Origin of the sequence: Stenotrophomonas sp. DR822, assembly GCF_019793815.1 — a bacterium.
In the GTDB taxonomy this organism is placed as follows: domain Bacteria; phylum Pseudomonadota; class Gammaproteobacteria; order Xanthomonadales; family Xanthomonadaceae; genus Stenotrophomonas; species Stenotrophomonas indicatrix.
Genome location: NZ_CP081826.1, coordinates 807,134 through 823,750, shown reverse-complemented (window position 1 = coordinate 823,750; position 16,617 = coordinate 807,134). Strand labels below are relative to the sequence as shown.

General features: G+C 66.8%; 15 protein-coding genes. 9 read left to right on the top strand and 6 right to left on the bottom strand.

What is annotated here, in order from left to right; translation table 11 throughout:
- Positions 1-4: 4 nt before the first annotated feature.
- Genes K5K93_RS03705 through K5K93_RS03690 form a run of 4 tightly spaced genes read left to right on the top strand, consistent with a single transcriptional unit; the run spans position 5 to position 4,509 of the window.
- Positions 5-1,225 (top strand): M20 aminoacylase family protein, encoded by a 1,221-nt coding sequence (locus K5K93_RS03705; RefSeq protein WP_222389840.1) that lies wholly within the window; start codon positions 5-7, stop codon positions 1,223-1,225.
- Positions 1,222-1,782 (top strand): GNAT family N-acetyltransferase, encoded by a 561-nt coding sequence (locus K5K93_RS03700; RefSeq protein WP_222389838.1) that lies wholly within the window; start codon positions 1,222-1,224, stop codon positions 1,780-1,782. Before K5K93_RS03705 ends, K5K93_RS03700 begins: the two co-directional genes overlap by 4 nt.
- Positions 1,779-3,515: an amino acid ABC transporter permease/ATP-binding protein gene (locus K5K93_RS20315; RefSeq protein ID WP_222389836.1), complete on the top strand. Its 1,737-nt coding sequence runs from the start codon at positions 1,779-1,781 to the stop codon at positions 3,513-3,515. Before K5K93_RS03700 ends, K5K93_RS20315 begins: the two co-directional genes overlap by 4 nt.
- 19 nt (positions 3,516-3,534) lie before the next feature.
- Entirely contained in the window at positions 3,535-4,509 is a 975-nt protein-coding gene (locus tag K5K93_RS03690; protein ID WP_222389835.1) for an ABC transporter substrate-binding protein, read from the top strand.
- A gap of 195 nt (positions 4,510-4,704) precedes the next feature.
- Here K5K93_RS03690 and K5K93_RS03685 read toward each other — a convergent pair whose 3' ends face one another.
- Together K5K93_RS03685 and K5K93_RS03680 are read right to left on the bottom strand one after the other, a co-directional pair.
- Positions 4,705-7,824 carry a discoidin domain-containing protein gene (locus tag K5K93_RS03685; RefSeq protein WP_222389832.1) on the bottom strand — a complete coding sequence of 1,040 codons (3,120 nt, stop codon included), beginning with the start codon at positions 7,822-7,824 and terminating at the stop codon, positions 4,705-4,707.
- 114 nt (positions 7,825-7,938) lie between these two features.
- Positions 7,939-8,835 carry a LysR family transcriptional regulator gene (locus tag K5K93_RS03680; protein WP_222389830.1) on the bottom strand — a complete coding sequence of 299 codons (897 nt, stop codon included), beginning with the start codon at positions 8,833-8,835 and terminating at the stop codon, positions 7,939-7,941.
- Between the two features lie 84 nt (positions 8,836-8,919).
- On the opposite strand from K5K93_RS03680, the gene K5K93_RS03675 reads away from it, so the two are divergent.
- From K5K93_RS03675 to K5K93_RS03670, 3 genes are all read left to right on the top strand, one after another.
- The gene (locus K5K93_RS03675) at positions 8,920-9,717 is read left to right on the top strand and encodes an NAD(P)H-dependent oxidoreductase (protein ID WP_222389827.1); all 798 of its coding nucleotides are present in this window, start codon (positions 8,920-8,922) and stop codon (positions 9,715-9,717) included.
- 116 nt (positions 9,718-9,833) lie between these two features.
- Positions 9,834-10,076 carry a hypothetical protein gene (locus K5K93_RS20235; protein WP_261311917.1) on the top strand — a complete coding sequence of 81 codons (243 nt, stop codon included), beginning with the start codon at positions 9,834-9,836 and terminating at the stop codon, positions 10,074-10,076.
- Between the two features lie 33 nt (positions 10,077-10,109).
- Positions 10,110-10,610 (top strand): DNA-binding protein, encoded by a 501-nt coding sequence (locus tag K5K93_RS03670; RefSeq protein ID WP_049465731.1) that lies wholly within the window; start codon positions 10,110-10,112, stop codon positions 10,608-10,610.
- Between the two features lie 21 nt (positions 10,611-10,631).
- Here the strand turns inward: K5K93_RS03670 and K5K93_RS03665 are convergent, their stop codons facing one another.
- Positions 10,632-11,708, bottom strand: coding sequence for an MBL fold metallo-hydrolase (locus tag K5K93_RS03665; protein WP_140227073.1), 1,077 nt, complete (start codon positions 11,706-11,708; stop codon positions 10,632-10,634).
- Positions 11,709-11,811: 103 nt separating this feature from the next.
- On the opposite strand from K5K93_RS03665, the gene K5K93_RS03660 reads away from it, so the two are divergent.
- A complete protein-coding gene (locus tag K5K93_RS03660) occupies positions 11,812-12,423 on the top strand; it encodes a TetR/AcrR family transcriptional regulator (protein ID WP_032976163.1) in 612 nt (203 codons plus the stop codon).
- A 15-nt stretch (positions 12,424-12,438) separates the two neighbouring features.
- On the opposite strand, the gene K5K93_RS03655 is transcribed toward K5K93_RS03660, so the two are convergent.
- On the bottom strand, positions 12,439-13,071 hold the full coding sequence (locus tag K5K93_RS03655; RefSeq protein ID WP_222389825.1) for a TetR family transcriptional regulator: 633 nt from the start codon (positions 13,069-13,071) through the stop codon (positions 12,439-12,441).
- A 103-nt stretch (positions 13,072-13,174) separates the two neighbouring features.
- Here K5K93_RS03655 and K5K93_RS03650 point away from each other — a divergent pair, with 103 nt between their 5' ends.
- Complete coding sequence (locus K5K93_RS03650) at positions 13,175-13,834, top strand: O-methyltransferase (protein ID WP_222389824.1); 660 nt, start codon at positions 13,175-13,177, stop codon at positions 13,832-13,834.
- 7 nt (positions 13,835-13,841) lie between these two features.
- Here the strand turns inward: K5K93_RS03650 and K5K93_RS03645 are convergent, their stop codons facing one another.
- Entirely contained in the window at positions 13,842-15,782 is a 1,941-nt protein-coding gene (locus K5K93_RS03645; protein WP_222390962.1) for a bifunctional diguanylate cyclase/phosphodiesterase, read from the bottom strand.
- Positions 15,783-15,886: 104 nt separating this feature from the next.
- On the bottom strand, positions 15,887-16,603 hold the full coding sequence (locus K5K93_RS03640; protein ID WP_222389821.1) for an SDR family NAD(P)-dependent oxidoreductase: 717 nt from the start codon (positions 16,601-16,603) through the stop codon (positions 15,887-15,889).
- Between the last annotated feature and the right edge of the window lie 14 nt (positions 16,604-16,617).

Sequence of the window (16,617 nt, the reverse complement as noted above, 5' to 3'; positions counted from 1 at the left end):
GGCGATGAGCGGAGAAAACGCGGTAGCGCCGGGCCATGCCCGGCGGAGTTCCCCAACGACTGGCGTGCTGCCGGGAATCGCGGCACGTGCCGAACAGGCCATCGCGATCCGCCACGACCTGCACCAGCACCCGGAACTGGCCTTCGAAGAACACCGCACCAGCGCCCGCGTGGCCGAGCTGCTGCAGCAATGGGGCTATGCGGTCAGCACCGGCATCGGTGGCACCGGCGTGGTCGGTACGTTGCAGCGCGGCCAGGGCCGTCGCCGGTTGGGTCTGCGCGCCGACATCGATGCGCTGCCGATCCACGAAGAATCCGGGCTGGCCTATGCCAGCCAGCGCGAAGGCCTGATGCACGCCTGCGGCCACGATGGCCACACCGCCATCCTGCTCTCGGCCGCGCACTATCTGGCCCACCACGGGCGTTTCGATGGCACCTTGCAGCTGGTGTTCCAGCCGGCCGAGGAAACCGGCTCGGGCGCTTCGAAGATGATCGCCGATGGCCTGTTCGAACGCTTCCCCGTCGATGCCATCTATGGACTGCACAACTGGCCGGGCGTGCCGGTGGGGCACTTCGGCTTCGTCGACGGACCGGCGATGGCCTCGGTAGACTGGGCGCGTCTACGGGTGATCGGCAAGGGCGGCCACGGCGCCGAGCCGCAGGGCAGCGTCGATCCGATCCTGGCTGCCGCGCACATCATCACCGCGCTGCAGAGCGTGGTGTCGCGCAATGTCGATCCGCGGCAGATGGGCGTGGTCACCGTCGGCTCGATCCACGGTGGGCAGGCGGCCAATGTCATCCCCGACGTGGTGGAGCTGAAGCTGACCGTGCGCGCCTACCTGCCGGAGGTGCGCGATACGCTGCGCCGGCGGGTGACCGAACTTGCCGAGCAGACCGCCGCTGCCTTCGGTGCGCGTGCCGAGATCGAATTCCCGCGTGGCTTCCCCAGCGTGATCAACCACCCCGAGCAGACGGCCTACGTCCGCGAGGTGGCGGTACAGGGGTTCGGTGCAGGGCAGGTGGTGGAGGCCTTCGCACCGCGTACCGCCAGCGAGGACTTCGCCTTTCTGCTGCAGGCACGGCCGGGCAGTTTCGTGTTCGTCGGCAACGGCGACAGCGCGCCGCTGCACAGCCCGCGCTATGTGTTCAACGACGCGGCCATCGCCCCGGCGGCCAGCCTGTGGGCGCGTCTGGCCGAGCACTATCTGGTGGAGGACGTGGCATGAGCGTGCGGTACGACAATGATCGCTTCCTGTACACCTCGGTGGACGACCCGCTGGCGCGCCCGTTGTTCGACGGCCTGGAGCAAGAGTACGACAACCGCTATGCGGACGTGCGCCGGCGTATCGGTGGCAGTGCCCGCGAGGAGCTGCAGCGCTATCCGGCCGAAGCCTTCGCTGCCCCGGTCGGTGCATTCGTGCTGCTGCTGTGCGACGGCGTGGCGATTTCCGGCGGCGCCTTCATGCCGCATCGCGATGAGGACACCGCCGAGTTCAAACGCATCTGGACGCTGCCTGGCCTGCGTCGGAAGGGCATCGCCCGGCGCGTGCTGCAGGAACTGGAAGACCAGGCTGCACGGCAGGGCTATCGGCGCGTGTTCCTGACCACCGGCTTCCGCCAGCCCGAGGCGGTCGGCCTGTACCTCAGCCACGGCTACACCGCGTTGTTCGATCTGCATGCGGACCCGGAAACCATCGCGCATCTGCCGTTCGAGAAACACCTGGTGCCACAGCCACAGGCGGGCAACGCAGCCGCCCTCGCACTGCAGGGAGCGGCGGCATGAGTACGCCTTCCACTGCCATCGAGGGCATTGTCCGCCAGCCGGCCACGGCGCTGAAGATCGTGCCGGCGCGGCATCCGTTGCAGGTGATCGGCACGGTGTTGGCACTCGCGCTGATCCTGATCGGCCTGCAGTCGGTGCTGGGCAATCCGCGCTGGGGCTGGGGCACGTTCGCCGAGTGGTTCTTTGCCCGGCCGGTACTGGAAGGCTTGGGGCGAACGCTGCTGCTGACCGCACTCGGTACCGGCCTCGGCTTCGCGCTGGGCACCTTGCTGGCCTTGGCCCGGGTCTCCGGTTCACCGCTGTTGTCGGCGGTGTCGTGGGGGTACGTGTGGCTGTTCCGTTCGATTCCGCTGCTGGTGCTGTTGCTGCTGCTGAACAACCTGGGCTACCTGTACAGCACCATCGAACTGGGCGTTCCATTCACCGGCATCAGCCTGTTCTCGTACCCGACCACGCAGCTGATCGGCGTGTTCACTGCCGCCGTGCTCGGCCTCACCTTGAACCAGGCGGCGTTCTCGGCCGAGGTGATCCGTGGTGGCATCCTGTCGGTCGACCACGGCCAGTACGAGGCGGCCGCAGCGTTGGGCCTGCCGCGTGGGCGCCAGGTGCGCCGCATCATCCTGCCGCAGGCGATGCGCTCGATCCTGCCCGCAGCGTTCAATGATGTGATCGGCCTGGCCAAGAGCACCTCGGTGGTCTACGTGCTGGCGTTGCCGGAGCTGTTCTACACCGTGCAGGTGATCTACCGGCGCAACCTGGAGGTAGTGCCGCTGCTGATGGTGGCTACCGTCTGGTACCTGGTGATCCTGACGGTGCTTTCGCTGCTGCAGCGGCGGGTGGAGCAGCGCTTTGCCCGCGGCCAGCTGCAGCATGAGCGCAACGTGTCGCGGGTATCGTCTGCAGCACCGCGGGCGGCGACCGCTGCACGCGTGCCCAGCCGGGCGGCATTTGCCGTGCCGATCGAGGCCGGAATGGGCGCGGCTGTGTCCCTGCAGGGGGTGGGCAAGGCCTTCGGCGAGCAGACGGTGCTTGATGACGTGCATCTGGAACTGAGGGCCGGCAGCGTGACGGTGCTGATCGGTCCGTCCGGTGCGGGCAAGTCCACGCTGCTGCGGCTGATCAATCATCTTGAACGCGCTGACAGCGGCTTCGTCACCGTGGGCGGCCAGCTGATCGGTTACCGCCGCGACGGCGACACCCTGTACGAGCTGCCGGAAGGCGAGATCCGCCGTCGCCGCGCGGAAGTCGGCATGGTGTTCCAGGGCTTCAACCTGTTCCCGCACATGACCGCACTGGAGAACATCATCGAAGCGCCCATCGCGGTGCGCGGCATTTCGCGCGCCCAGGCCGAGCAGCAGGCACGCACCCTGCTGGAGCGGGTGGGGCTGGCCGACAAGGCCGATGCTTTCCCGCGCCAGCTGTCTGGCGGCCAGCAGCAGCGTGTGGCCATCGCCCGCGCGCTGGCCCTGCAGCCGAAGGTACTGCTGTTCGACGAGCCGACCTCCGCGTTGGACCCGGAGCTGGTGTCGGAGGTGCTGAGCGTGATCGAGGAACTGGCCAGTTCCGGCACCACGCTGGTGATCGTCACCCACGAACTGGGCTTCGCCCGCCGCGTGGCCGACCACGTGGTGATGATGGACCAGGGCCGGGTGATCGAGCAGGGCACGCCGGACGCGCTGTTTGAACACCCGCGCCAGCAACGCACCGCCGATTTCCTGGCCAAGACCCTGTAACCCCATTTCGAGAACCGCCATGAGCCCAGCATCGCAGCGACGCCCCGCCCGCAGCACCCTGTTGATCGTCGGTGTACTGGTCATCGGCATTGCCGGCATCGTCTATTCGCGCGTGCGCCAGGGCCCCGACGGCGTGCCCGTTGCGGCGACCTCGCTGGCGGCCAGCAACGCGCAGATACTGAAGGGCACGCCCGATCCGAAGGCGCAGGCGCTGATTCCGGCCGGCTATCGCTTCGTCACCCCCGGCGCGTTCACCATCGCCACCCATCCCGGCCAGCTGCCGTTGGCCGACTACGGTGCCGACAGCAAGGACGTGGTGGGCGTGGAGCCGGACATCGCACGATTGATTGCTGATGGCCTGGGCCTGAAGCTGGTGGTGGTGCCGGTGGCCTGGGCCGACTGGCCGCTGGGGCTGGAATCGGGCAAGTACGATGCGGTGCTGTCGAACGTGACGGTCACTGAAGAACGCAAGAAGAAGTTCGATTTCTCCAGCTATCGTTTCGACCTGCTGGGCATCTATACCCGCACCGATGGCCCGATCCAGAAGATCGCCACACCGGCCGACGTGGCAGGCCTGAAAGTGGTGGTGGGGGCCAGCACCAACCAGGACCAGATCCTGCGCCAATGGGACAAGCAGAACATCGCCGCAGGCCTGAAACCGGTGGAGTACCAGTACTTCGATGATGCGGTGATCGGGCGGTTGGCAGTGATCACCGGCCGCGCCGACGTGTCGTTCGAGCCGAATGCCACCGGCGCCTATTCGGCGCGCGACGGCAAGGTGCGCCGGGTCGGCCTGTTCCCGGGTGGCTGGCCGGACGCAGCGGCGATTTCGGTGACCACCCGCAAGGGCAGTGGCCTGGCCGATGCGGTGACCCAGGCATTGAACACCCAGATCAGCAGCGGTACCTACGCGAAGGTGCTGGCGCGCTGGAATGTGGCCGAAGAAGCGGTGCCGCAGTCGCAGACCAATCCGCCGGGGTTGCCGGGGTTCTAGCGATGCCGCTTGGTAGGCGTCGAGCTTGCTCGACGGAAGGCGTGCCGACCAAGGTCGGCATCTACCGGAGGGCGTGCCAACCAACGGTTGGCACCCACCGGAATGCGAGGCAGGGCTGCCGACCAAGGTCGGCCTCTACCGGGGTCAGCGCTGCCATCGAGTACAAGTTCGATCACTTCGGTTCCTGCATCGGCATTACTGCCAACGTGCCTCCAGGGTGCGGAACGGGCCATCGAGCAGCACGCCGTCCTTGTCGAAGTTCCGTACCGATCGCCCATCCACGCGCACGTCCTTGGGCAGGGTACGGTTGGGCCACCATACGCGTACCGGCGTGCCCTTGCGCAGCCCCTTGCCGAGCGACACGGTCAGGTTGCCGTCGCGCTGGCGTGCCTGCATCTGCAGGGTGCCATAGGCAGTGGGCAAGCGGTCCACGGCCAGGCCCTCGCCAGCGACCCACGAAGGGGGCGTACCCGGCAGCAGCGACAACGCATCGTCATCCTCGCGCATCAGCATGCCGAACAGGGTGCGGCCGTATTCGGCGCCGATCCAGGTGTGCGGCATGTCGCCCAGATAGCGCGGGAAGCGCAACCGCGAGTGCACGACCTCGGCCAGCACCTGCCATTCCAGCGGCCTGCGATCGTGCAGCAGGCCCTGCAGCAGCTCGTCGGCCGCTTCGGGCTGGCCCAGGTGCACGTAGCTCAGCACGTTGCGGATTTCATACGGCGTGTAGGCATACAGCGCACCGGGCTGGTTGCGCTTGCGCACATCGTCCAGGTAGCGGGCGAAGGTGGTGCGCAGGGCTTCGGCCGGCAGCACGCTCTGCGCACCGGTGGGATCCAGCGCGATCGATACACCGGTCGGGTCGCCATCGCCGAGGTCAGCCGATGACGGAATGAAGTCGATGCCCTTCCATGCCATCGTCGCGCGGATCGAGGCATGCAGCGCGTCATACAGCGCCTTGTACTGTTCGCGCGCCCACGTGGCGGTTTCGTGGTCGCCCAGCGATTCGGCCAGCCACGCGCCGTCATGCCAGCCCTTCAGGCCCCAGTAGTCGTCCCAGTAGCTGTGGGTGGGTGAGGGGTAGCCTTCGTGGCTGATCGACGGCGCAAGGATGCCGGCGAAGCGCTCCGGCGAGGGCTGGTCGGCCATGTAGCCCGGCACCAGCGTGCGTTCGCGCAGTTCCTGCAGGAAGCGCAGCGCGGCCTTCACCTTGGGCAGGTAGGCACGCACGCTTTCCGGCCCGCCATCGAGCCGGGCGACGTCGGCAACGAGGGTGACGTACTGGCCTTGGCTGTCGTACTCGATGTCCGAGCCGAAGCCGGTATTGACGCTGCCATCGTCGTTGAGGATGGGCGACACCAGGCCATTGCCATGCACGCCGTGTTCGCTGTACCAGGCCAGGTAGTCGCGTGCCACTTTGGCTTCGCCCATGCGCAGCAGCACGGCCGAGGTGGCCATGCCATCGCGGATGAAGGAGCGGTTGTAGTTGCGCGGACCGGGCTGCATGGCCGGGCCGGTCTGGTTGATCAGCATGTAGGCGGCCTGTGCGCGCAGCATGTCCACCAGCGAAGGGTCGGGCAGGCGCAGGCCGACCTGGCCCAGCCGCGCCTGCCAATCAGCGGAGGCGCGGCTGGCCAGCGTGTCGAACGCCTTGTCGCCGTCGCGCGGCAGCGAGGCGAGGTTGAGGGCCGGTGCTTCCGGCAGCGCGCCATTGGCATCGACGGTGGCGGTACCGAGTGGGAAGGCCACCACCACCGCGTCGCTGGCACCGGGGGCCAGGGTGACGCGGTAGCTCAACGCCGCCGCTGCCAGGCCTGCGGCATCGCTGGACTGCTGTGCGGCAGGCAGTTGTCCGTTGGCGATGGCCGTGGTGATCTCGGTGTCGCCTTCGTTGCCGAAGGGGGCGGTGCCAGCGGCATCCACTGCGCTGAGTGACTGCAGCAGCGTGCGGCCATTGACGCGCACGCTGTTGCCTTCGACGGCCACCTGGCGGATCGGCGACAGGCCGCCGTTCTGCCACGGCGGGTTCATCTGCATCGGTCGCACTGCGAGGGTCAGCGTGCCTTCGATGGCCGCGCTGCCGGTGTTGCGCAGGCGATGGCGCACGAAGGTGACCGGTTGCCCGTCGCGCTCGATGGCAAAGGCTTCGCTGCGCAGTTCCAGCCCGGGCTGCGGTGACCACGTGGCAGACGGCATCGGCTTCCAGCCATCGCGCAGTGCGTGCTGCACCGGTTGTTCGGCGGCACCGGTCGCGCGGCCATCGGCACTGCGCCAGATCGGCTGCACCAGCGGTGCGCCCTTGTAGGCTTCGATGTTGCCGTATTCGTCGAAGATCGATTTCTGCCGGCCCGCATGCACGCCGACTGCGGTCCAGTAGGTCTGCTGCATGTGCAATGAGGCAGGGAACAACGCGCGCTGCGCGCCGCTGGCGGCGATCTGGTAGCGCTTCATCGGCGTCATCACCGCCTTCGGGCCGAGCAGGCGGATGCGTTTGACCTGGGGTGCATCGCCTTCCACGGTCAGCCGCAGTGCCTGGATGTCCAGTGGCGCGTCGGCCGCCAGCCAACTCTGCTGCCGGGTCGCCGCCTGTGCATCGCGCGCCAGTTCGTGCCAGCGGCCCTGCGCGTCCTGCGCCTGCAGGCGTGCAGCGCCGTGCACGTTGGCCCAGTCCACCGCCAGCCCGGTGCTGGGCTGCGCACGGGGCAGGGTGATGTCGAGCGTGTGGATGCCGCCTTTGCCGGCGGGGATGGCAACCGTGCCGCCGCCCTGCCACAGCGCAGCGGACCGGGTGGCGTCCAGCCCGGTCACCCGTGCGCTGAGCGTGGTGTCGAGCGGTTCCATTTCGAAGATGGATACGCCCCAGTCGGAAGTGCGCTGCGGACTGGCCAGGCGCAGGTAGCGGGCCTGTCGCGGCGCGAAGTACAGGGTTTCGATGCCACCCAGCGAATCGCCCATGACGTAGGCGCTCTGCCACTGCTTGCCGTCGAGCGAGGTCTGCAGCGAATAGCCTTCGGGGTTGGAGACATCCCAGGTGAGGCGTGCACCGGCCAGCATCGCAGGCTTGCCGAGATCGACCTGGAACCAGTGGCCGGGACTGAACGCGCCGCCGGTCACCGTCTTCGGATCGTTGTCGATCAGGTGGCTGATCGCCATCGCCGGAACCTGCTGCGACGACGCGCTGGCCTGCCATTGCGCGCGCGGTGGCAGGTTCTGTGCGGTGGCGGTGGCGGCCAGTGACAGGCCGAGCAGCAGGGCCGCGGCAAGGCGCCGGTTCGGCAGGCGGGGAGCGGTCCAGCGGTCAGCGCACAACGTCATTGCGAAGGCCTCACATCGGCAGGGCCCGGGAACGGGCCGGCCTACGCTAGCAAGGGATGTAACCGGTTACATGACGCGTCGCAATATTTCCCGGGCGGGTCTTGGCACGAGGTTTCATGAATGCGCACAGATACGCTCGCGCAGCCAGCGATGTGCCGGATCGCGATGCACGCGTTCGTGCCAGAGCATCACCATCTCGAACCCGGGCACATCAATGGGCGCCGCAACCGCCTTCAAGGCCGGGTCCTGCGCGACCAGGCGCGAGGGCATCATCGCCACCAGGTCCGTGCGCAGCAGCACGCTGCGCAGGAACAGGAAGTGCGGCACCGACAGCACCACGTTGCGACGCGCGCCTACATGCGCCAACGCGCTGTCGGTGCCGCCATGGAAACCGCCGCCATCGGGTGACACGATCACATGGTCCAGCGCGCAGAACTGCTTGAGCGTCGGCCGCCGCTTCAGTCGTGGATGGTCGCGACGCCCGGCCAGCACGTAGCGTTCCTGGAACAGCGGACGATGGTGCAGGGAGGCAGGCGCGTCGGCGGTGATGTGGAGGGCGAGATCGATCTCGCCGCGTTCGCTCTGCGCCACCATCTGCGCCGGCGCCAGGCTGACCACGGCCAGGCGCGTGCCGGGTGCGCGCACGCGCAGGTCGGCCAATGCCGGCAGGACGATCGTGGTTTCGCCGAAGTCCGACGCCATGATCCGCCAGGTCTGCTTGGCCTGGGCCGGATCGAACGCCTGCACCGGTGCGACCGCACGCTGCAGTGCAGCCAGTGCTTCGGCCAATGGTTCGCGCAGCGCATCGGCACGTGCGGTGGCACGCATGCCGCGTGGCCCCGGCAGCAGCAACGGATCATCGAACAGGTGGCGCAGGTGCGCCAGCTGCACGCTGACCGTGGGCTGGGCCAGATGCAGGCGTTCGGCCGCGCGGGTGACGTTCTGCTCTTCCAGCAAGGCCTGCAGGGTTACCAGCAGGTTGAGGTCGATGCGACGCAGGGTATTGTCCATGGCAATGCCGGGAATTGCAGGAATTCATTTCAACTATAGCGTGGCGGCAGCCAACATGGCCGGCATTCCCTCCCTGGCGCCACCATGAACGTTCTGCTTGTCTACGCCCACCCCGAACCCACCTCGCTCAATGGCACCCTGAAGGCCTTCACCGTCGAGCACCTGCAACGCGCCGGCCACACCGTGCAGGTGTCCGACCTGCATGCCATGCAATGGAAGGCGCAGATCGATGCCGACGATCACCCCGGGCGGGATCCTTCGGTGCCGTTCCACGCGTCACTGGATTCGCGCGATGCCTTCAGGACGGGCCGGCAGAGCGCCGACATCGCCGCCGAGCAGGAAAAACTGCGCTGGGCCGACACGGTGATCCTGCAGTTCCCGCTGTGGTGGTTCTCGATGCCGGCCATCCTGAAGGGTTGGGTGGATCGCGTGTATGCCTATGGTTTTGCCTATGGCGTGGGCGAACATTCCGACCGGCATTGGGGCGACCGCTATGGCGAGGGCGCGATGTCCGGCAAGCGCGCGATGCTGGTGGTCACCACCGGTGGCTGGGAGTCGCATTACGGTCCGCGCGGCATCAATGGGCCGATCGACGATGTGCTGTTCCCGATCCAGCACGGCATCCTGTTCTATCCCGGCTTTGACGTGCTGCCCGCGCATGTGATCTACCGCAGCAGCCGTATCGATGAGGCGTCCTTGCCTGGCGTGCTGGAGGGGCTGGGCGCGCGGCTGGATGGGCTGGCGAGCGATCCGGTGATTGCCTACCGGCGGCAGAACGCTGGGGATTATCTGATCCCATCGCTTGAGCTGCGACCTGGGATCTCGGCGAAGGAGTGTGGGTTGGGAATTCACCTGCAGGAACAGGTGCACCCGGATCACTGACGCGGATGGCTCTGGACCCATGGCGGAGAGGCTGTAGGGTCGAAGCGACTGATCGCATCACCAGTGGTTGTCACTTGACAACCAATGCGATCGCATCCAGACTCCGAGGGAAAGGAATGCCCCGTTCGCGCCATCCGGACAAAGACATTGAAGCTGCCCTCCGTTTCGCCGAGTCGCGTGGATGGTGGCTGCGGATCGGCGGCAGTCATGCCTGGGGACGAATGTACTGTCCCTACAACGACAAGGAGTGCCGATGCGGGGAATTCTGTGTGGTGAGCGTATGGAGCACGCCCCGGAATGCCTTGAACCATGCGCGGGCCTTGTGTCGCGTTGTCGAGAACTGCAGCCGTGAGCGATGACGCAGCCGCCATCCTCCCAAGGACACACCGATGATGGAATTCACCTTCATTCTGAAATACCGTCTGCCGGATACAGGTACCGATGCTGGTTCGCTTGAGCAACGCCTTGCCGATGCCGGCTGTGATGATGCGCTGCTGGGCATTGGCAGGCCGGGCAGGTTGGCGCTGGAATTCTGCCGTCAGGCGACCAGCGCCCGGGAGGCCGTGCTTTCCGCGCTTGCAGATGTACGGCAAGCCGTACCCGATGCAGAGCTGATCGAAGTCAGTCCCGACCTGGTAGGGCTGACGGATGTCGCTGATCTGCTGGGCATGTCACGGCAGAACATGCGCAAGTTGCTGCTCGCGCACCCGCAGACGTTTCCGGCACCGGTGCACGAAGGCAGCGCGTCGATCTGGCATCTGGCCGATATTCTTTCGTGGATGCAGGCGCGCGGCAGCCAGAAGGTCAGCAGCGAGCTGGCGGAGCTCGCTGCTGCGGCGCTGCAGATCAATGTAGCGAAGGAGCAGGAACGGCTGGTTCAGCATCCCGGCTGAAGGTCGCTGCGCGACAGGCCGTTACAGTTGCACACGCTCCCACCAGCGCGTACCAGCGGTCGGTGATTGCATGTCCAGTGCCTCGCCCATCATCGGCGTGGCCACCGGCACGTTCTTTGCGGCAGCCAATGCGCTGATGCGTTCGAACGGTTGCTGCCACTCGTGCAGGGCCAGGTCGAAGGTGCCGTTGTGGATCGGCAGCAGCCACTTGCCACGCAGGTCCAGGTGCGCCTGCAGGGTCTGTTCGGGCTGCATGTGCACGAACGCCCAGCGTTGATCGTAGGCACCGGTTTCGATCATCGTCAGGTCGAACGGGCCGTACTTCTCGCCGATGGCCTTGAAGCCATCGAAGTAGCCGGTGTCGCCGCTGAAGAAGATGCGGAAGTCGCCGTCCTGGATCACCCACGACGCCCACAGGCTGCGATCGCTGTCACCCAGGCCGCGGCCGGAGAAATGCTGGCCGGGGGTTGCGGTCAGGCGCAGGCCAGCGGCTTCGGTGGACTGCCACCAGTCCAGTTGCTCGACCTTGGCTGCATCCACGCCCCAGGCAATCAGCTGGTCGCCCACACCCAGCGGTGCGATGAAGCGCGCGGTCTTGCCGGCCAGCTTCATTACCGCCGCGTGGTCGAGGTGGTCGTAGTGGTTGTGCGAGAGGATGACGCCGGCGATCGGCGGCAGTTCGTCGATGCTGATCGGCGGTGCATGGAAGCGCGCCGGGCCCATCCATTGCACCGGTGAGGCGCGTTCGGAGAACACCGGATCGGTCAGCCAGTACTGGCCGCGCAGCTTCAGCAGGATCGTCGAATGCCCCAGCCGGAACAGGCTGCGATCGGGCGCCGCATCCAGGGTGGCGCGGTCCAGCGCCTGCACCGGGATGGGGTGGTCGGGCACGGTGCCCTTGGGCTTGTTGAACAGGAAGGTCCACCAGATCTCCAGGCCATCACGCAGGCCCATTGCCGGTTTCGGCAGGGCATTGCGGAACTTGCCTTCGCGGTACTGCGGCGAATCGGGGAAGTCGGGGAGGGACCAGGATTTGCAGAAGGTATAAGCGGTCACGGCGAGGATTCCGAGCAGGAGGACAAGGAGCAGGCGCTTCATGGGTGACGTCCGCAGGGTACACTGCACAGTGTAGTTTCCGGATTTCAGAAAGTACACTGCTGGGTGTAAAATGGTGGCATCCGTTCAGCTGTCTGGTTCCGCCATGCCCCGTACCCCGCAACGCCTTACCGACCGCAAGCGCGAGGCCATCGTCCGCGCGGCGGTGGAAGAGTTCCGTTCGGCCGGCTACGAGGCGACCAGCATGGACCGCATCGCGGCGGTGGCTGGTGTCTCCAAGCGCACCGTCTACAACCACTTCCCGAGCAAGGAAGAACTGTTCGCGCTGATCCTGGAAGAGCTGTGGCAGAGCAGCGTGGCCAGCGTCGAGCTGCCGTACCGCGCCGACCAGCCGCTGGATGTGCAGCTGCTGCAGCTGCTGCGGCAGAAGCTGGACCTGCTGGGTGATGCCAACTTCATCGACCTGGCACGGGTGGCGATGGCCGAGATCATCCATTCGCCCGAGCGTGCGCAGGCGATCGTCTGCCGCATGGGCGAGAAGGAGAGCGGCGTCAGCGCGTGGATCCGTGCGGCGATTGCCGATGGGCGGCTGCGCCAGGTCGATCCGGAATTCGCCGGCCATCAGCTGCAGGGCCTGGTGAAGAGCTTCGCGTTCTGGCCGCAGGTGACGATGGGCCAGGCGCCGCTGGCGCAGGCCGAACGCACGCGCGTGGCCGAGTCGGCGGTGGCGATGTTCCTGGGCTTCTACGCGGTGTAAGCCGGCGGCTGCACGTCAGTGCGCGCCCAGCTGCCTGAGATAGGCGCAGAACATATCCGCGACCGCATCGGCATGGATGCGCATCTCGGCGGCAGTGCGCGGTTTACTGGAAAATTCGCGACCGGTGGCACCCAGCGTGGTATCGATCAGATCCACCGCCAGCTGGCGCGTGCCCGCCGAGGCCTGCGGCAGCAGCTCGGCCATGAACACGAGCATCGCTTCGTCGGTCTCGCTGCGTGCTTCCTGCGCTTCCGGCGCATCGCGGTACAGCGGCGCGGCATCGTTCAACGCGCCACGGGTCTGCGCTTCTTCGCATTCCGACACGATGAAGGCATGCACCAACGTGCGCAGGCGCTGCAGGTGCGGTTGTCGTGTGTCCTGCAGGATGTCGCGCAGCATCGCGCCGGTCTGCTGCCACTCGTCGCGCTGCAGGCGGAACAGGATTGCCGCCTTGTTGGGAAAGTACTGGTACAGCGAGCCGACGCTGACGCCGGCGCGTTCGGCCACCCGCGCGGTGGTGAACCGGGGGGCGCCTTCGTGCTTCAGAACCTGAGCAGCGGCTTCGAGAATGGCCGCGACCAGGTCGTTCGATCGTGACTGGCGAGGCTGTTTTCTCGAGGAAATCTGCGGCGGACGACGTTCGGACATGGGGCTTTTCCAATGCGAATAGGCGGAGCCGGGGATCGTCCGTATTCTTGATTGCGACGAATCATTCGCATTCTAACCCCGTCATCGCAAGGAACACCCGCCCATGTCCACCCTGATCTCAACCCCGGTCGCGCCCCTGCTGGCACGCCTGTTCATCGAAGCTGACAGCGCGCTCAGCCCGGCCTTGACCTCCGTCTCCCCCGAAGAGCGGCAGCGCCTGCTGGGCAGCCGCACCGAATACCGGCGCCTGTATGGCGAGCTGCTGAAGGACCTGTGGCTGCCGGTGTCGCCGGACACCGGCCGCCTGCTGTACCTGCTGGCGCGCAGCAGTGGCGCGCGCAGCATCGTTGAGTTCGGTACGTCGTTCGGCATCTCCAGCATCCATCTGGCTGCGGCGTTGCGTGACAACGGCGGCGGCCGCCTGATCACCACCGAGTTCGAACCGGAGAAGGCGCGCCGTGCCGCCGGCCACCTGCGTGAAGCGGGCCTGGACGATCTGGTCGAGATCCGCGTGGGCGACGCACTGGAGACCCTGGCGGTGGACCTGCCCGATACGATCGATCTGGTGCTGCTCGATGGTGCCAAGGTGCTGTACGACGATGTGCTGGAGCTGCTGCACGAGCGGCTGCGCCCGGGCGCAGTGGTGATCGCCGACAACGCCGACGACAGCCCGCGCTACCAGCAGCGCATGCGCTCGGGCAATGCAGGCTATCTGTCTGTGCCCTTCGCCGACGATGTGGAGCTGTCGATGCGGCTGGCCTGAAGGCCGCTCAGGCCAGCTGCCGGAACTGCTCCGGTGGCAGGGCCCGTGCATACAGATAACCCTGGCCCACATCCACCCCCAGCGCACGCAGCAGCTGCTCCTGCGCCGGGGTCTCGGTGCCTTCGGCAACGACGATGGCACCGCAGCGGTGGGCTACCTCCACGATGAAGCGGACGATGGACTGCGACTTGGTATCGGACAGCGTGGCGATCAATGCCCGCTCGATCTTGACTTCCGCCACCGACAGCTGCGACAGCAGGATCAGGGTCGAATAGCCGGCGCCGAAGTCGTCCAGCGACAGGCTCATGCCAGCGGCCAGCAGAACGACGACGTTGGCATCGACGACGTCGCGCTCGACGATTTCGGTCCACTCGACGATCTCCAGCCGCAGCATCGCGCCGGGTATGCGCTGCTGTTCCAGCAGGGTGCACAGGCGTGCGCCGAAGCCGGGTTGGCGCAGCGATTCGGCGGACACGTTCACTGCGATCGTCAGCGTATGCCCGTCATCCCTGCAGTGGCCAAGGAAGGCGGTGGCCGCCTGCAGCGTGGCCCATTCCAGTTCGGCCAGGCGTCCGCGACGGCGCAGCAGCGAAACCACCCGCATCGGTGCAATCAGGTGGCCATCGCCATCGCGCATCCGCAGCAGCGCCTCGGCGCCGACCAGGTGGCGGTCCTGCAGGCGGAACTTGGGTTGGTAGTACAGTGGTGCATCGGCGTGCTGCAGCCAGTGGTCCAGCGCGGTCTCGATCAGGGCATCCACTTCACTGTCGCGCTGGATCGGATCATCGAAGAACACAACACCTGACTCGATCGCGTTCAAGGCCAGGGTGACCGCGCGGAACGGGATGGAGCTGTCGTCCTGCGTGGGCGGCTGCAGCTCGACCACCGCGCAGCGGAACACCGGGCGGAAGCCCGGCCAGTCATTGCCGATCACCGTGGACAGGCGGTCGGCCAACGCAGGCAGTTCGATGTCCGCGCGGAGATCGGCAAGGCTTGCGTCAGGCAGCAGGATCGCCAGCGCGCTGTCACCGAACTGATAGATCTCCATCGCATCGGTCGGTCGCGCATGCAGCAGGGTGCGGCGCACGGCCTCGGCGTTGTGCCGGTTCCACAGGCCACTGTCATTGAGCGGGCCATAGCGCAGCAGCAGGTCCTGCAGGTTGCCCATCTCGGTCACGATCAGGCACGCGTTGCCGCGGTCGTCGCTGCTGCGCCAATGACGCTGCAGACGCTCGTCGAGGGCGCGCAGGTTGGGCAGGCCGCTCACCGGGTCGATGCGCAACCACGCATGTTCGCGTTGGCGCTGGGCATCGATCTGCGCATCGTTGTAGACCAGCGCGAATACGGCTACCAGCACCAGCAGTGACACCGGCAGGGCCAGCACGCGCTGGGTGGCCAGTTCCAGCAGGGGCAGCTGCGCGCTGCCGATGATCGCCACGCCCAACACCAGCCCGATCAAGGTCACCGCGATGCGCACCGCCCAGGCCTGCAGGATCAACCGCAGCGAGAAGTGGGTGAGCATGCGCGGGTACATCCGCCCGCGCAGCAAGATGCCTGCCAGCACCTGCAGCGCCGCTTCCAGGCTGGCGGGCAGGAAATACTGCGTGCCGGAGAACTGGTAGCGCGCCAGCAGGCTGGCCAGCAGGCAGGTCACGCCGCCGCGCCAGCCGCCCAGCAGACCGCTGATCAGCAGGATGTCGATGCCGAGGTTGAGCTTGACCACGCCCTGCGCGTAGCCGGCCACGAACCATGAATTGAACAGGTAGATCAGGCCGAGGATCGCGCCGATGTAGACGCGGCGTCCTTCGATGGCATGGCCGCCGCGGCGGGTGGCGATCAGGAACACGCCGATCATGCCGATCACCGCAGTGGCCTGCAGCAGGTACAGCGGCAGGCTGGGCAGGGCGCTGTCCAGAACCCGGGTCGAGAGCCTCGATAGCGCATCGATAGCCATAGCCGGTCTCGTGTGCGGCCAACTGCCAGTAGACGCAGAGTAAACCACGGCCGCGTGTATGGCCAAACCGGGGCTGCCAGTGTGTGCTGAGCGCTGGTCTAGTAACGCGGATCGGCGATCGCGGGCAGTACCAGCTCGCGCACGAAGCTGGACGGTGACAGCTGCAGCAGGGCGCGCACCATCGACACCACGTCGTGCACCGGCACGTACTCGCCATTGCCGCGTGCGGCCACCTGCTGCAGCGGCACCGACAGTGCATCTTCGGTATTGAGGTGGCCCAGCTGCAGCGTCGTCACGGCCAGCCGCTGCTGGCGGAAGCCTTCGCGCAGGGCATCGGCAATGCCGTTGAGCGCGAACTTGGACGCACCGAAGGCCACCTCGGGGCGGCCACTGCGCGGCAGCGCCGAGGTGGAGCCGGTCAACACCAGTTGCGGGCGGCGCCCGCCGAGCACGCGCGGCAGCAGCTGCTTGAGCAGCAGCAGGGGGGCGGTGATGTTGACGTCCACCAGCTGCGCCAGCGCGCTGTCAGTTTCGTTGAGGAAATCGTAGTCGTCACTGAATGCGGTCTCCTCCCAGATGCCAAGGTTATGGATGAGCACATCGAGATCCGGCGGCGCCTGCGCTGCGATGCTGGCGGCGGCCCGTGCTGGCTGGCTCAGGTCTGCCTCGATCCAGTGCACATCGACGCCCTCGCCGCAGTCCAGCTGCGTGGGGCGCGTACGCGATACGCCGACGACGGTATCGCCGGGCCGGCAGAGGCCCTCCACGAAGGCGCGGCCAAGACCTTTGCTGGCGCCGATGATCATGAGTTTCATGCGATGTCCTTTGC

What these genes read in the sequence shown, in the direction of transcription:
- K5K93_RS03705 (WP_222389840.1), top strand. Translation starts at nt 5, where the DNA reads ATGAGCGGAGAAAACGCGGTAGCGCCGGGCCATGCCCGGCGGAGTTCC.
- K5K93_RS03700 (WP_222389838.1), top strand. Translation starts at nt 1,222, where the DNA reads ATGAGCGTGCGGTACGACAATGATCGCTTCCTGTACACCTCGGTGGAC.
- K5K93_RS20315 (WP_222389836.1), top strand. Translation starts at nt 1,779, where the DNA reads ATGAGTACGCCTTCCACTGCCATCGAGGGCATTGTCCGCCAGCCGGCC.
- K5K93_RS03690 (WP_222389835.1), top strand. Translation starts at nt 3,535, where the DNA reads ATGAGCCCAGCATCGCAGCGACGCCCCGCCCGCAGCACCCTGTTGATC.
- K5K93_RS03685 (WP_222389832.1), bottom strand. Translation starts at nt 7,824, where the DNA reads ATGACGTTGTGCGCTGACCGCTGGACCGCTCCCCGCCTGCCGAACCGG.
- K5K93_RS03680 (WP_222389830.1), bottom strand. Translation starts at nt 8,835, where the DNA reads ATGGACAATACCCTGCGTCGCATCGACCTCAACCTGCTGGTAACCCTG.
- K5K93_RS03675 (WP_222389827.1), top strand. Translation starts at nt 8,920, where the DNA reads ATGAACGTTCTGCTTGTCTACGCCCACCCCGAACCCACCTCGCTCAAT.
- K5K93_RS20235 (WP_261311917.1), top strand. Translation starts at nt 9,834, where the DNA reads ATGCCCCGTTCGCGCCATCCGGACAAAGACATTGAAGCTGCCCTCCGT.
- K5K93_RS03670 (WP_049465731.1), top strand. Translation starts at nt 10,110, where the DNA reads ATGGAATTCACCTTCATTCTGAAATACCGTCTGCCGGATACAGGTACC.
- K5K93_RS03665 (WP_140227073.1), bottom strand. Translation starts at nt 11,708, where the DNA reads ATGAAGCGCCTGCTCCTTGTCCTCCTGCTCGGAATCCTCGCCGTGACC.
- K5K93_RS03660 (WP_032976163.1), top strand. Translation starts at nt 11,812, where the DNA reads ATGCCCCGTACCCCGCAACGCCTTACCGACCGCAAGCGCGAGGCCATC.
- K5K93_RS03655 (WP_222389825.1), bottom strand. Translation starts at nt 13,071, where the DNA reads ATGTCCGAACGTCGTCCGCCGCAGATTTCCTCGAGAAAACAGCCTCGC.
- K5K93_RS03650 (WP_222389824.1), top strand. Translation starts at nt 13,175, where the DNA reads ATGTCCACCCTGATCTCAACCCCGGTCGCGCCCCTGCTGGCACGCCTG.
- K5K93_RS03640 (WP_222389821.1), bottom strand. Translation starts at nt 16,603, where the DNA reads ATGAAACTCATGATCATCGGCGCCAGCAAAGGTCTTGGCCGCGCCTTC.